At 60.7% G+C, this 14049-nt stretch carries 17 protein-coding genes; 9 read left to right on the top strand and 8 right to left on the bottom strand.

Translation table 11 applies throughout. The features are described 5' to 3' along the window. Positions 1 to 3 precede the first annotated feature (3 nt). From O7A05_RS02990 to map, 5 genes are all read right to left on the bottom strand, one after another. Positions 4 to 708 (bottom strand): cytochrome c oxidase subunit 3, encoded by a 705-nt coding sequence (locus O7A05_RS02990; protein WP_337091468.1) that lies wholly within the window; start codon positions 706 to 708, stop codon positions 4 to 6. Beyond that, on the bottom strand, positions 705 to 2474 hold the full coding sequence (ctaD, locus tag O7A05_RS02985; protein ID WP_337091467.1) for a cytochrome c oxidase subunit I: 1770 nt from the start codon (positions 2472 to 2474) through the stop codon (positions 705 to 707). Before ctaD ends, O7A05_RS02990 begins: the two co-directional genes overlap by 4 nt. A 21-nt stretch (positions 2475 to 2495) precedes the next feature. Then, positions 2496 to 3380, bottom strand: a complete 885-nt coding sequence (locus tag O7A05_RS02980) for a cytochrome c oxidase subunit II (protein ID WP_337091466.1) — start codon at positions 3378 to 3380, stop codon at positions 2496 to 2498. Between the two features lie 148 nt (positions 3381 to 3528). Further along, a complete protein-coding gene (gene radC, locus O7A05_RS02975) occupies positions 3529 to 4290 on the bottom strand; it encodes a RadC family protein (protein ID WP_337091465.1) in 762 nt (253 codons plus the stop codon). Between the two features lie 129 nt (positions 4291 to 4419). Further along, entirely contained in the window at positions 4420 to 5247 is an 828-nt protein-coding gene (gene map, locus O7A05_RS02970) for a type I methionyl aminopeptidase (protein ID WP_337091464.1), read from the bottom strand. A 415-nt stretch (positions 5248 to 5662) separates the two neighbouring features. Here map and O7A05_RS02965 point away from each other — a divergent pair, with 415 nt between their 5' ends. Further along, positions 5663 to 5968: a DUF982 domain-containing protein gene (locus O7A05_RS02965; RefSeq protein ID WP_224511322.1), complete on the top strand. Its 306-nt coding sequence runs from the start codon at positions 5663 to 5665 to the stop codon at positions 5966 to 5968. Between the two features lie 12 nt (positions 5969 to 5980). On the opposite strand, the gene O7A05_RS02960 is transcribed toward O7A05_RS02965, so the two are convergent. Continuing rightward, entirely contained in the window at positions 5981 to 6667 is a 687-nt protein-coding gene (locus O7A05_RS02960; RefSeq protein WP_337091463.1) for an aspartyl/asparaginyl beta-hydroxylase domain-containing protein, read from the bottom strand. 296 nt (positions 6668 to 6963) lie between these two features. Between O7A05_RS02960 and O7A05_RS02955 the strand changes: the two genes are divergently transcribed. Then, positions 6964 to 7467, top strand: coding sequence for a hypothetical protein (locus O7A05_RS02955; RefSeq protein ID WP_337091462.1), 504 nt, complete (start codon positions 6964 to 6966; stop codon positions 7465 to 7467). Positions 7468 to 8146: 679 nt separating this feature from the next. Here the strand turns inward: O7A05_RS02955 and O7A05_RS02950 are convergent. Together O7A05_RS02950 and O7A05_RS02945 are read right to left on the bottom strand one after the other, a co-directional pair. Continuing rightward, the gene (locus tag O7A05_RS02950) at positions 8147 to 8644 is read right to left on the bottom strand and encodes a hypothetical protein (protein WP_337091461.1); all 498 of its coding nucleotides are present in this window, start codon (positions 8642 to 8644) and stop codon (positions 8147 to 8149) included. Between the two features lie 131 nt (positions 8645 to 8775). Beyond that, on the bottom strand, positions 8776 to 8970 hold the full coding sequence (locus O7A05_RS02945) for a hypothetical protein (RefSeq protein WP_337091460.1): 195 nt from the start codon (positions 8968 to 8970) through the stop codon (positions 8776 to 8778). A gap of 289 nt (positions 8971 to 9259) precedes the next feature. Between O7A05_RS02945 and O7A05_RS02940 the strand changes: the two genes are divergently transcribed. From O7A05_RS02940 to O7A05_RS02910, 7 genes are all read left to right on the top strand, one after another. Then, entirely contained in the window at positions 9260 to 9766 is a 507-nt protein-coding gene (locus O7A05_RS02940) for a cupin domain-containing protein (RefSeq protein WP_337091459.1), read from the top strand. A 525-nt stretch (positions 9767 to 10291) separates the two neighbouring features. Next, positions 10292 to 11425 (top strand): tyrosine-type recombinase/integrase, encoded by a 1134-nt coding sequence (locus tag O7A05_RS02935; protein WP_337091458.1) that lies wholly within the window; start codon positions 10292 to 10294, stop codon positions 11423 to 11425. A 3-nt stretch (positions 11426 to 11428) separates the two neighbouring features. Further along, positions 11429 to 12199: a hypothetical protein gene (locus O7A05_RS02930; RefSeq protein WP_337091457.1), complete on the top strand. Its 771-nt coding sequence runs from the start codon at positions 11429 to 11431 to the stop codon at positions 12197 to 12199. A gap of 78 nt (positions 12200 to 12277) precedes the next feature. Continuing rightward, positions 12278 to 12487: a transcriptional regulator gene (locus O7A05_RS02925; protein ID WP_337091456.1), complete on the top strand. Its 210-nt coding sequence runs from the start codon at positions 12278 to 12280 to the stop codon at positions 12485 to 12487. Continuing rightward, positions 12487 to 12672 carry a hypothetical protein gene (locus O7A05_RS02920; RefSeq protein WP_337091454.1) on the top strand — a complete coding sequence of 62 codons (186 nt, stop codon included), beginning with the start codon at positions 12487 to 12489 and terminating at the stop codon, positions 12670 to 12672. The genes O7A05_RS02925 and O7A05_RS02920 overlap by 1 nt, the downstream gene beginning before the upstream one ends. Then, positions 12669 to 13385 carry a hypothetical protein gene (locus O7A05_RS02915; RefSeq protein ID WP_337091453.1) on the top strand — a complete coding sequence of 239 codons (717 nt, stop codon included), beginning with the start codon at positions 12669 to 12671 and terminating at the stop codon, positions 13383 to 13385. Before O7A05_RS02920 ends, O7A05_RS02915 begins: the two co-directional genes overlap by 4 nt. Further along, positions 13382 to 13984: a hypothetical protein gene (locus tag O7A05_RS02910; RefSeq protein ID WP_337091452.1), complete on the top strand. Its 603-nt coding sequence runs from the start codon at positions 13382 to 13384 to the stop codon at positions 13982 to 13984. Before O7A05_RS02915 ends, O7A05_RS02910 begins: the two co-directional genes overlap by 4 nt. Positions 13985 to 14049: the final 65 nt, after the last annotated feature.

Raw genomic sequence — 14049 nt, 5'->3', positions numbered from 1 at the left:
CTCCTAGGTCAGCAGCCGTTGGCAAATGCTCACGAACGTCGCCGCCCAACCGGCCAGGACGGCGAAGATGCATAGCCAGACGAAAAGCAGGAAATGCCAATACATGGCGCAGAGCTCGACGCTGAGGCGCAGCCGCTCCCGCCGCGTTCCGTTCCAGGCGCCGGCGCTCGTTCTGCCAAGGCCGACCAGCCCGCCCAGTATGTGCAGGCCATGCATCGCCGTGATCAGATAGAAGAAGCTGTTAGCCGGGTTGGAGGCCAGCAGGTAGCCGTCCTCGGTCAGCTGCCGCCAAGCAATCAACTGGCCGGCGAGGAAGGCGAGGGCGGTCAATCCCGCCGTTGCAAGACCGAGCCTTACCGTGTCCACCTGGCCTCTACGCGCGGCGACCACGGCACATTGCAGCGCGACGCTGCTCAGCGCCAGCACGCCGGTGTTGAGCCAAAGCAGGCGCGGCAGCGGCAGCGGCCGCCAGTCCGACAGGCCCATGCGCATGAAATAGGCGCTGGTGAACAGTGAGAACAGGCAGCCGACGATGGCGAGGAAGACGCCGAGGCCGATCTTGGCGGTGGGCAGCGACGATCGGTCGAAGCCGACGAAGTCCCCGGCCACGCCTTGCTCCAGCCACGGCTTCGCCGTCAACCGCTGGTGCGAAAGCCACCAACCGGCAAAGCCGGCGATCACCAACAGGAAGACCACGATGACACTCATGCCGGCTCCCTAGAGGGGCCGAAGGAGCCCGGCACGTTCTGCGGGATGAAGTCCTCCTTGGCACCCGGCACGCTGTAGTCGTAGGCCCAACGATAGACGATCGGCAGTTCCTTGCCGAAATTGCCGTGCGCCGGCGGCGTCTCAGCCGTTTGCCATTCGAGCGTCGTTGCCCGCCACGGATTGCCGCCGGCCTCACGGCCATGGCGGATGCTCCAGATCAGGTTGAACAGGAACACCATCTGGGCGAAACCGACGATGAAGGCCATGATGCTGATGAACGAGTTCAGATGGTGGGCCGATTCCGTCATGATATTCATGTCGGTCAGTTCGGCGTAACGCCGCGGAACGCCCATCAGGCCGAGATAGTGCATGGGGAAGAAGATCAGGTAGGCGCCGAGGAAGGTGATCCAGAAATGGAAGCGGCCGAGTCTCTCGTCCAGCATCCGTCCGGTGACCTTCGGATACCAGTGATAGATCGCGCCGAAGATCACCAGGATCGGCGCGACGCCCATGACCATGTGGAAATGTGCGACGACGAACATCGTGTCCGACAGCGGCACGTCGACGACGACGTTGCCGAGGAACAAGCCCGTCAGGCCGCCATTGACGAAGGTGACGATGAAAGCGAGCGCGAACAGCATCGGTATGGTGAGGTGGATGTCGCCGCGCCACAACGTCAGAACCCAGTTATAGACCTTGATCGCGGTCGGTACCGCAATGATCAACGTCGTGGTGGCAAAGAAGAAGCCGAAATAAGGATTCATGCCGCTGACATACATGTGGTGCGCCCAGACCACGAAGCTCAGCGCGCCGATGGCGATGATGGCCCAGACCATCATGCGATAGCCGAAGATGTTCTTGCGCGCATGTGTGCTGATCAGGTCGGACACGATGCCGAAGGCCGGCAGCGCCACGATGTAGACTTCCGGGTGGCCGAAGAACCAGAACAGATGCTGGAACAGGATCGGGCTGCCGCCATTGTGCTGCAGTTGCTCGCCCATCTCGACGATTGCCGGCATGAAGAAGGAAGTGCCGAGCAGACGGTCGAGCAGCATCATCACACAAGCAACGAACAGTGCCGGGAAGGCCAGAAGCGCCATGACCGTGGCGGTGAAGATGCCCCAGACGGTGAGCGGCAGGCGCATCAAGGTCATGCCCCGCGTGCGGCCTTGCAGCACCGTCACCACATAGTTCAGGCCACCCATGGTAAAGCCGATGATGAACAGGATGAGCGAAGAGAGCATCAGGATGATGCCCCAGTCCTGGCCGCCCGGCGTGCCGCTCGTGATCGCCTGCGGCGGGTAAAGCGTCCAGCCCGCGCCCGTCGGCCCGCCCGGCGCAAAGAAGCTCGACACCAGGACCAGCACGGCGAGCAGATAGACCCAATAGCTCAGCATATTGACATAGGGAAAGACCATGTCGCGGGCGCCGACCATCAGCGGAATGAGGTAATTGCCGAAGCCGCCAAGGAAGAGCGCGGTGAGCAAATAGATCACCATGATCATGCCGTGCATGGTGATGAACTGATAGTAGGCCTCCGGAGTGATGAAATCGAACGTGCCGGGGAAGCCGAGCTGGAGGCGCATCAGCCAGGACAGCATCAGCGCGACGAGGCCGATAGCCGTCGCCGTCGCCGAATACTGGACTGCTATGACCTTGGCGTCCTGTGAGAAGACGTATTTCGTCCACCAGCTGTGCGGATGGTAGAGCTCCATCTCCGCGACTTCGGCGGGTGGAACGGCATCTGCAGGTGTGACGTCGACCATGGGAGCGCCTCCGTGCCCTGTTCAGCGGGCCTCGAGCGTTTCGAGTTTTGCCGCGTCGTCCAAACTGGACGCCATCGTCTTTTCTGACGGTTGGTTCGCCGAGCCCGTTTGCTTGGGCGCGGACAATTGCGCAAAGGTCTGTTGCTGGCCGAGCCAGGCCAGATAGTCCTGCTCGGTGTCGACCATGACCACGCCATGCATAAGCGGATGTCCCTGGCCGCACAGCTCGGCGCACAAGACCTGAAAGGTTCCGGTCCGCGTTGGCGTGAACCAGAAATACGTGACAGATCCCGGGATCATATCCATCTTGGCGCGGAATTCCGGGATGTAGAAATCGTGCAGCACGTCGATCGAGCGCAATAGCACCTTGACCGGCTTGCCGACCGGCAGGTGCAGGTCCGCCGCCTCGACCACGATGTCATCCTGGCCGTTCGGGTCGCCGGGTGCGATGCCGAGCGGGTTTTCAGCCGAGACGATGCGGGTGTCGGAGGTGCCGAGCTTGCCGTCCTTGCCGGGCAGACGGAAGCTCCATTGCCATTGCTGGGCGATAACCTCGATATCGGCGGCCTCGCTGGGAACGTTGACGAAGCGGCTCCAGACGAAGAGGCCGGGAACCAGCAAGGCCGTGACACCGGCCGCTGTTGCGATCATCAGCCACGATTCGAGCCGCTTGTTCTCCGGTTCATATGCCGCGCGATTGCCTTCCCGATGCCGGAAGCGGAAGACGCAATAAGCCATAAAGAGCACGACAGCGGCAAAGACGATGCCGGTGATCCAAAAGCTGATGATGATGGTGTTGTCGATGTAGTCCCAGTTCGAGGCGATCGGCGTCCACCACCATGGGCTCAGGAGGTGAAACAGCACCGAGCCCACAACGATCAAAACGAGTACAAGCACAATGGCCATGTCCCGTCCTCCCGGTATTTCACTGGTGCGCGAAGCATCCCGGGGAAATACCAAGTCCCATCATGCTTGATTTCCTGCTGAAATTCCAGAGCCGACTATCTGATGAGGAGACGATGTCCCGGCAATCTCGAAATGCCGGGCAAATGCCTCAAATCAGCAGCAGGCCCTTCATCGAGGCATTGCCCTTGCGGCCGATGATGATGTGGTCGTGCACGGCAATGCCGAGGGGCTTGGCCGTGTCGATGATCTGCTTGGTCATCTCGATGTCGGCGCGCGACGGCGTCGGATCGCCGGAAGGGTGGTTGTGGACCAGGATGACGGCGCTGGCGGAGAGTTCGAGCGCGCGCTTCACCACCTCGCGCGGATAGACCGGCGTGTGGTCGACGGTGCCGGTCTGCTGCACCTCGTCGGCGATCAGCCCGTTCTTCTTGTCGAGGAACAGGATGCGGAACTGCTCGCGGGCCTCGAAGGCCATGGCCGAGCGGCAGTAGTCGAGCAGTTGCGTCCAGTTGGACAGGACTTCGCGGCCGCGCACCTCGCCACGCGCCATCCGCTGGGCGGTCGCGGCGACGACCTTGAGATCGGTCGCGACGTTCGGCCCGATGCCTTTGACTTCTTCAAGCAGGGATGCCGGCGCGCCAAGCACTTCGGCCAGCGAGCCGAAGCGGGCGATGAGCGCCTTGGCTATGGGCTTGGTGTCGACGCGCGGGATCAGCCGGAACAGAAGCAGCTCGAGCAGTTCATAGTCGGGTAGGGCGTCCGGTCCGCCGGCGGCAAAGCGTTCGCGCAGGCGGTCGCGATGGCCGTGATAATGGGGCTTTTCTGCTGCCGCTGCCTTTTTCAGCGCCGCCTTGGGCGGCTCGACCCAGCCTTCGGAAAAGAACGCCCGCTCGTCCTCGACTTTGCCCATACGCCCGCTCCAGGAGTTTCGGCTGAAACCTAAAGCAATTCCAGGAAAAGTGTGAAGCGGTTTTCAGTTCGGAATTGCGTGAAACAGGAGCATAGAGCGACCATCGTTTCCATGAAACGATGGACCGCTCTACCCCGGCAGGCCAGGGCGGTCGAGCTTTTTCGGCGACAGCGTGAAGATCTCGCAGCCGGTGTCGGTGACGCCGATCGTGTGCTCGTACTGCGCCGACAGCGAGCGGTCGCGCGTGACCGCCGTCCAGCCGTCCGACAGCACTTTCACATGCGGCCTGCCGAGATTGATCATCGGCTCGACGGTGAAGATCATTCCAGGCCGCATCTCGACGCCTTCATTGACGGTGCCGTAATGCAGGATGTTCGGCGCGTCGTGGAAAAGCTGGCCGACGCCGTGGCCGCAGAAGTCGCGCACCACCGAGCAGCGCTCGGCCTCGGCATAGGTCTGGATCGCGGCGCCGATGGCGCCGGTGCGGGCGCCTGGCTTGATCGCGGCAATGCCGCGCATCAGGCACTCGTAAGTCACCTCAAGCAGGCGCTCGGCGGCGCGCTTGATCGTGCCCACCGGATACATGCGCGAGGAATCGCCATGCCAGCCGTCAAGGATATAGGTGACGTCGATGTTGACGATGTCGCCTTCCTTCAGCGGCTTGTTGTCGGGAATGCCATGGCAGACGACATGGTTGATCGAGGTGCAGGACGATTTGGTGTAGCCGCGATAGTTGAGCGTCGCCGGCAACGCGCCGTGGTCCATGCCGAATTCGAAGACGAAGCGATCAATCGCTTCCGTCGTTACGCCGGGCTTCACCATCGGCACAAGCCCGTCGAGGCAGCGCGCGGTGAGATCGCAGGCCTTGCGCATGCCGGCAAAGCCTTCCTCGCCATAAAGGCGGATCTGACCGGTGTTTCGAAGGGGCGCGGTGGAGGCGTCGAGATAGGTAACCATTCTTGTCCGTTTGCCGGCGTGAGCTCCAAGGAGCCGAATGCGAAAATTTGCCCCAGATTTGGCACCGGAAGCCGCAAGGTTCAAGGACGAAGTGCGATTGCGGCCTCCATTGCGGCTTTCCTTCGGCCATTCCATGGGTTGGGTCGGTCCTGATGTTCGGAGGAAGAAACGGCGGCGATCGTGCTCGGGGCCTTCTTCACGCTGCCGTCCGCCTATCTGCTGATGGTGTTTACCTGCATGGCCATGACGCGGAGACGGACCCGGCCAACCTGTAGCGGCCCGACGCCGATCCGCCGCACCGGCGAACCGATTCTTCATCGCACTGAGGTCACATTTGCGAGTCAGAAGGCCACCAGAAGCAACTTTTCAGAACGAATGGCGTTTGCCCCGGCTACGCCAGCTCGGGAGACAGGGAATGGACAGACTGCAATTCGAGGTGCCGGTGCGTATCACGCCCGCGCCCGGCCTGCCGGTCGAGGAAATCTACAGCGTCGAGCAGGCGCTCGATTTCCTGCAGGATTGGCCGAAGCGCCGGCAGGGCAAGATCTATGAAGCCGCGTTCAATGCCTGTTTTGGGGCGACGGTCGACGTGGCCAGCACCGAGGAAGCCTGCCGCGCCTTCGCGGCCTTCTGCCGCGTCAGCGGATTGCTGGCGAAGGACGCGATGTTCCCTGGCAAGCGTGGCAGCGGGGCAGGAACGTATCGCGAGACGCGAGCGTAGACATCGATCGGTTCAGCCGCCGAACGAAACGCCGCGATAGCGCATTCCCACCTGCACGCCGCGCACGATCACGCGTGACAGGATTTCCATGTCCAGCGGCATTTGCGGACGCCACACGTCGAGCAGGAGAGCGACGCGGGGTTGATCCGAGTTGTTCATGACCTCGTGCTCGAACGTGTCGTCCCATAGCATGCATTCGCCGTCGGCAATGCGTCTCTCCTCGTGATTGATCATCATGATCGTTGCCGGACGGCCGTCTGGCTGTTTGGGGATGACCAGGCCGAGATGGAACCGCATGATGCCGCGAAAGGGTCCGCGGTGCGGCGGAATGTGCTTGCGCGGTGCCAGAAATGAGACGGCCGCCGATTTGACCTCGGGGCATTCCGAGAGCAGCCGGGTCAGCACCGGCATGCGCGCGAGGTTCTCCGGGATGGTCATGTCATAGGCCTTGAGCACGAACATGCGCCAGTCGAGACCGTCATTGGCCGAGATATCGGCCTGCTCCGGCATGATGTCGTGGAAGCGCGGCGCCTTGTTCAGCTTCGCCGCCAGCGCCTCGTCACGGATATTTTGCCAGGCGGCGGTGAACTTCGTGGCATTGGGAAAATGTGTGCCGGCGTCAAGAATGGCCGGTGCATCTATGCGCTTTTCATAGATACGGCGGACCAGATTGGTTCCGAGATCGTAGGCGCCTGACATCTCATTACCTCAACGACGCTGTTATATAAGTGGGATATTGCTTGCGGCCATCGCTCACGGAGATTTGTACGGGCTGTCAACAAGCGGATAGACATCGTTCGCCCAGTCCAATGGGTGTTCGTCTTACTGGCCCTTCGATATCAGGCGCGGCATTGGGCCGCGATTGCCCTCGACTCGTCATGGACATCTTTGTGTACCGATGACGGCCTCGCTCGCTGCATCGTGATAGCGCGACCGTTGCGGAACGGCGCCGCCGGATGCGAATTTGCCGATCCGATGTTTGCGAGGATGCCACCATGCCCATAGGCAAGATTGCGTTCCGCGCGGCGGCGATGGTCGTTGCAGCCACACATTTCGCCGACGCTCGGCCCGATACGCGCAAGATGACGTGCGCGCAGACCCAGGCGCTGATCGAGAGCCAGCATGCGGCGGTGCTGAGCACCGGACCGAGCACCTATGATCGTTATGTCCGCCAATTCGGCAACGAGTGCGATGCTCCCTACGTGCCGATGGTCGACTATGTGCCGGCCAGCGATGGCCGGTGCATGGTTTATCGTGCGAGGAGCCGGCGCCAATGGTTCCGGATTGATCGGCGCTTGCCGCGCCGCAGCGCATCCGCTGCCTCTCACGTGACCTTCTTAATCTCCGGGCCCGTCGGCTGGTCGGTCGCTGGAGCCGGCGTGCAATCCTGCCCCTTGCACTCCAAGGCGGGATCGTCCTTCGGCGGCAGGCAATTCTGTCCCACACAGTGTACGGGCGGCTGCTGTTGCGCTGCGTCGCCGTTTGACTGGATGGGCTGATCCTCGGCGAGGACGGGCTGCAGCCCGGCCGGGCCGGTCATTACCGCACATAAGAGAGCTATCCGAAGCAGGTCATCCGCGCCTCCGTGGGGAGGCATAACTCTACACTGAAAAGGCAAAGTCGTTGAGCACCGATTTGAAGGTCCCGCCAACGTCTTGGCCGGCCAAAGGAGCAGCCTCACGGCGACCTCTACCCTGGTCACATCATCACGTCACGGGTTTCGTCGGGTGCGGGCGGGCAACGTTCGCGGAGGAGGCAGCTGAACTGCTGATAAGTGTCTTTGGACAGTCGATGGCTCGCTGGCGCTGGTGGCGGGCTATTCTTTGTGCGGAACAATATACCTGTCGGAGCTGCCGCCGTGCGTAACCGTAACTGTCGTATAGCCGGCAGGCAGGGAGCCTGTGACAGCGGGATCGAGCACCTGGCACCGGCCGATCATTCTTCCGCTTGGAGCGCCCGCGAGTTCAGCTGCCAACGAGGTACGGCATTCGTTGAGGGAGGCGAACAGCCGAGGCGCCGTCTTAGCCGGTTTGCAGATGGACGCATCGCCTGGACTGCACGAAAGCAAAACCATCACTGCCGCAGTTGCCGGGTCCATCGCCGAAGCTCCTTTGTGGAGCTTTCAACGCGGGCGAAATCACTTTGTTTCAGATTTTGCTAAAATGCATGACGTCGACGTCAGCTCGACGGGTCCATACCCGCTGCCCGGAGCTTCGCGCCGAGCTGCGCGCGAGTGGCGCAGGCCGCTTTATCACCTGCCACGCATTTCTTGTTGGCGTCGGACCAGTCTAGGAGAGCGGTGTTAATCCAACTCCCAGGCGCTCGAGCGATGCCGTACGGTGTCGGCGATTTGCCGGCGGCCTCCGCGGCTGCCGCAGCGGCTCCCTGACCTCGCGGCGCCCGTTTCCATCCGCTCAGGATGAGGCAGTTCTTCATATATCGATCTTCAAGAGCCATATTGCCCAGGGCGTTGCCAATACCGGCGCCGGCCACAAAACCGGGAGACCCGATAGCAATATATCCCTGGTCTACCGACCCTTTTTGCATTTCGCACTGAGCATGGGCGACGTCGAAACTGGGCCCATAACCTATTTGAACATAATCGGCTTGATTGCTCGTCTGACAGCCGCACAGCGCGGCACTGGCACAAAGTGCCATCAACGCCTTTAATCTCATCCCCAGCCCTCCCACGGCTTAGGGTTAAGCATCTCTTAAAGCCTTTGTTTGTGCAAGCGGAACTATTATTTTGGGTAAATGTCTGAGCAAGTGCGGACCAAAACATTGGTGCCGGATATATCCCATTATTACTACTTAGGTGGCTGTGAGGTCTTGTCGGCCATCGGCGTCTTCCGCTTCGGCGCCGCATAGCTCGTTACGAGCCGCACGGCACTGCGATTGACCGTAATCCCGAGATCCTTGCCGCCGACAGTCACGGTGTTTTCATCGACGCGGAGGACTTCGCCAGTCAGCCCGATCTTCTGCCCGCTGCTGATGTTCTTCAACGTGTCCACGATCGAATGCGGCTGTCAGACGGTTCGGGCCGGATCAGTCCTGCTCGCACTGGGGTCTGCTGAAAATCATCTATTGCCACGAATGCCGCGGCGCCGGCCGGGATGATCGCAATCTGCAGTTCACCAATCATGCGGTGACGCCGGACAAGCGGCGCCGCTGATGGAGCCGGCGAATGGCGGGGGGAGGCCAGCAAAACGCCCAACGCCAGATAGATGCAGCTATGCTAATATGAGGCTTCTCGCACGTTCACTCGTGTGACGAACCTGGGAGGATGCAATCATGAAGATTTCATCGCGATCAAACGGCCGATCAATGCTCATTGTGCTCGGGCTCACCAGTGCGGCAGCCCTTATATCTGGAGGCGTGGCCTTCGCTGTCGAGGGTCAGGAGGGCGTAAAGACGACCCCCGTTCTAACGACCGATAGCACGGACCTGAAGTGGCAGGACATAGACGACCTGCCGCCTGGCGCCAAGGTCGCTGTCCTGGCGCAATCCGGTAACTGGAGTGTGGCACGCGTGAAGTTCCCGCCCCATTACGTCGTCCCGCCGCACAGCCATCCTAATGCGGAGGCCGTGTGGCTGATCAGCGGTCAGGTCGGGTTCGGCTTCGGGGATAAGCTCGACAAGACCGGCCCGTGGCTCAAGCCGGGAGCCTTTTTCGCGTTACAACCTGGCGGTATGCACTACGTGTGGACCGGAGACGAAGGCGGGATCATTGACGTTCAGGTCAGTGCTCCTGGCGGCATCACGTTCGCCAACCCGGCGGACGCTCCGAAGAAGAAGTGAGAAGCCCTTGTCCCTGGGGGCTCGGCTTGGTCTGGCGGAGGCCAGCACGGAGCCGGGCCTGCCCGTGAGCGACACAGAACCAAGGGTGCCGGGACGGCCTTGCTGATAAGTCGACTTATGCCCGTCGGTGTATATTCGATGATTATTCGACGAATTCAGCGAGACGCGTACTAAGTTCTTGAAAGCCTGGTACGCCCAAGGGGAATCGAACCCCTGTTACCGCCGTGAAAGGGCTTCTAAGCCGTCTAGCGCTGTCCAGCCCAATTTTCAAAACCCCTTACCGTGCATGGGTTTGCGTCCAGTTGTGTTTATGCTTGTCCAATACGGTACACGCCGATATATTGGACAAACTGTTGGACACGACGGGGCAGAGCAATGGCAAGGCGGGTTCGGGACGCGACGCTGGATAGCAAAGAGGCGAGGGCGAAGCTCAAGCCTCGAGGCAAGCCCTATTACAAGTCGATCGGCCCCGGCCTGCATGTCGGCTATCGCAAGGGCAAGGAAGCAGGCCGCTGGGTCGTGCGGATGTATGTCGGCGAACAGGATTACCGCGTTGAGACGATCGCTGATGCCGACGACAGGCTGGACGCCAACGGCGGATCGATCCTCACTTTCTGGCAAGCCCAGGACAAGGCGAGAGACGTTCACAAGGCTATGTCCGGCGAGGCGGGAAAGGTCGCCGGGGCCTACACCGTCAAGGAAGCGCTCGAGGACTATTTGCAATGGATGGAGGGCAACCGGAAATCCTCCAAGGATGCCCGCTATCGCGCCGAGGCTCTGATCCTTCCCCAGATCGGCGACATCGACGTTTCGAAGCTGACCGCGAAGCAGATCAGGAAGTGGCATAGCGACGTTGCAAAGACGGCGCCGCGGCTCCGCACAAAGGCAGGGAAGGAACAGCGGTTCAAGGCGATCGATGATGACGACAACCCCGAGTCCATTCGCCAGCGCAGGGCGACGGCAAACCGCGTCCTGACAATCCTGAGAGCCGCGCTGAACTATGCATGGCGGGAAGGGAAGGCAGCATCGGATAGGGAGTGGCGCCGCGTCGAGCCGTTCGAGGACGTCGAGAGCGCCCGCATTCACTACCTGACCATCGCCGAGGCTCAGCGCCTAGTGAATGCCTCCAGCGGTGCTTTCCGGGATCTGGTGCAAGCGGCGTTACAGACCGGCGCGCGCTACAGCGAACTCGCTCGGCTCCGCGTCGAGGACTTCAACAGCGACGTCGGCACCCTCACGATCAGGGCGAGCAAGTCGGGCAAGGGTCGGCATATCGTCCTGACCGATGAAGGCCAAGAACTGTTCGACCAGTTGAAAACTGGCAAAGCGCGCATCGATTTACTTCTGACCACCGAACCCGGCGGCGTATGGGAGAAGTCGCACCAGTTCCGGCCGATGAAGGAGGCTTGCAAGAACGCCAAGATCGTTCCTGCAATCGGTTTCCACGGGTTGCGGCACACTTGGGCCAGCCTGTCTGTCATGAACGGTATGCCGCTAATGGTCGTCGCGAAGAACCTTGGCCACAGCGACACGCGCATGGTCGAGAAGCACTATGGGCATCTGTCGCCGTCCTACGTAGCCGACGCGGTTAGGGCGAGCGCGCCCCGGTTCCAGACGGTCGAGAAGAGCAATATCCTTCCGATGCAGAAGGACGCCTAGGCCATGGCCTCTTTCTGGAAAACGCCAAATCAAATCTACAAAGCTATCCTGGCAAGGGCGCAGAGGCTCGAGGACGGCGTGCCGGCACAGGATGCCATTGCTGGATATTTGGAACAGATAAAGTTTGAGGACGCGGCATGGGAGCTGTCTGAAAGAAGTCGCCGCATTTTACACGATAAAGGCGAGACAGAAGAGGTTCGGGCCCACTACGCCGGCGAGAGGGCAGCGTATGACGGGAACGTGGCCGCGATCATGGCTAGGATCGCTGACACGGAGGCTGCCGTTCGTCGGCTCATGATTTCCCAAGCCGTTGACGGCATATGGTTCGCCGCTGGGCACCGAAGCCCGGAAAAGGGCCAGGAAATCATCCCCGCCCACTATTGGCCTTTCTTAACTTTGGACGTCGAAAACGGCACCGCCAAGGGCGAGCAAGGCGAATACCGGGCGCTGCGTTGCGCGTTCCTGCGAGACGTGCCGGCCGATCATCCGATGCGTGCTAGAGTTGTCGAGGCCAATCAAGTGTCGGTCGGTATGGCCACCGGGCGCGCGTCTCGCTCAGAAATATCCACCGTGGTGGACAGATCGCCCGCCGTCAATCCTCGACAGCGGGGAACCAAGCCACTGACCCTAGAGAGGGTAAAGGAGGCGATGCGAGCCCATGACCTGTCTAAACTGGACGCGATGAAACAGGATGCGCTGGGCGATATGTTCGGCGCCTCCCGCAACACATGTGTCAAAGCTCTTCGGCAATTGCTGTCAGAGTTACAACAGTGACAAACTCTGACCACTGACAATTAGCGACAACCAAAACGAGCGTCCATCTTGGCCCCGTAGCAACACGGGAGCACTCAAATGGACATTGAACGCAAAGCTAATAGCATTCCTGAATTCTGCGTCGCGCATGGCATCTCGCGATCGACGTTCTACAATCTAAAAAAGGTGGGCAAAGCACCGCGTACCATGCATGTGAATGGTCGCGAACTTATCAGCGTTGAGGCGCAGGCCGACTGGCGCAAGGCCTGCGAAGCCGAGGCGATCGTGGCTCCGACGGAGGCCGCATAATGACCGGCCTCGATCACGAACACACTGCAGCAATTGACGAGGCTGCCACTTGGCTGGCCACGACGCCTCGTCGTCAGCGTGATCGGCCGGCCGTGGTTCTGCTCAGGGAGCGCTTCGGGCTAACGCCAGTCGAGGCCTGCACCGCTATCGCCCAGGCGAACCTCATTCTTGCGAGGGTCGAATGAGCCGATACCGCAAGATCGACGTGCGCATCTGGAATGACGCCAAGTTTGCGTCGCTCGACGACAAGGGGAAGCTGGCATTCTTCATGCTGCTGACCCACCCGGCAATGACGCCTCTTGGCGCCATGCGGGCCACGCCGTCCGGTCTTGCCGAAGAGCTCGGCTGGTCGACGGAAGACTTTCGGGAAGCCTTCGCGAAGATATGCGGGAAGGGTATGGCGAAGCATGACGAAAGGGTTCACCTGATCGCCCTTCCCAACTTCATCAAGTACAACCCGCCCGTCTCGCCGAATGTGGTCAAAGCTTGGGAAGTCAGCCTGGATATGCTGCCCGAGTGCGACCTGAAAAACGAGGTAATTCAAATAGGTAAAGCCTTTGCGGAAGGCATGTCGAAAGGCTTCGGCAAAGCCTTACCGAAAGCCTTCCTGAAAGGTCAGCCGAAGAGTATCGGCATACAGGAGCAGGAACAGGAACAGGAGAAGGAGCAGGATATTAAAGATGGCCGGGAAGAGGAAGAACTAGCGTCTACGCACGCGCGAGAGACGTTTACCGACGAGCTTCCGCTTGATCCTCCTGAGACGGTCGAGGCTGCTCGGATTTGGCTGACAGGGCAGGGGATCCCGAACGGCGATCGACTTGAGAGAGCGGTCTATCGGGCAATGCGCGGCAAGCTGCTTCGGTCGGACATCGAAGTCTTGAAGGCGGCCGCAGCATGATTTTATCCAGCATGCCCCATAAACGGCCTCGCCGCACGTCGGCGGAGATCGAACGCCTGAAGGCTTCGATGCTGGCGATCATCGCCGCCCATGACGAATTGACGATCCGGCACCTGTTTTACCTGATGGTCTCGCAATCGCTGATCGAGAAGACCGAGACTGAATACAACAACGTGGTGATACGTTTGGCTCTGCAGCTTCGGCGCTCGGGCGATATCCCCTACGGGAAGATCGTCGACGGCACGCGTCTCTATCGCCAGCCGAGGCTGTACGACAGCGTGGCCGAGGCTCTGGGCGAAACGGCGCGGCTCTATCGCCGTGACTACTGGCGGAACGCGGATGAGCGGATCGAGTGCTGGAAAGAAAGAGCGGCAGAAGAGCGAAAAGAGGAGCGGAGGAAGAAGGCACTGGCTGCCGCCAAGGCTGACGTGGGGTCAGAATACGACCCCACGGAAAGCGGGCGTGGGGTCGGTATACAACTCGACGTGGGGTCAGAATACGACCCCAATTACCTTAGAGAAAACCTCTCAGAACTAGGTACGCCTCCGGCGAGGGCCGCCTTGCGCGAGCATGGCATGGTAGCGAGGCTGCGCTCTTAAGGTCGTCCTTACGAGCGTAGTTAGCAGCACAGCATGAGCCATGTGACGTTATTGACCGGGCCTGA

Origin of the sequence: Mesorhizobium argentiipisi (SeqCode) (assembly GCF_037179585.1) — a bacterium.
GTDB lineage: Bacteria > Pseudomonadota > Alphaproteobacteria > Rhizobiales > Rhizobiaceae > Mesorhizobium > Mesorhizobium argentiipisi.
This window is presented reverse-complemented; position numbering and strand designations above follow the sequence as displayed.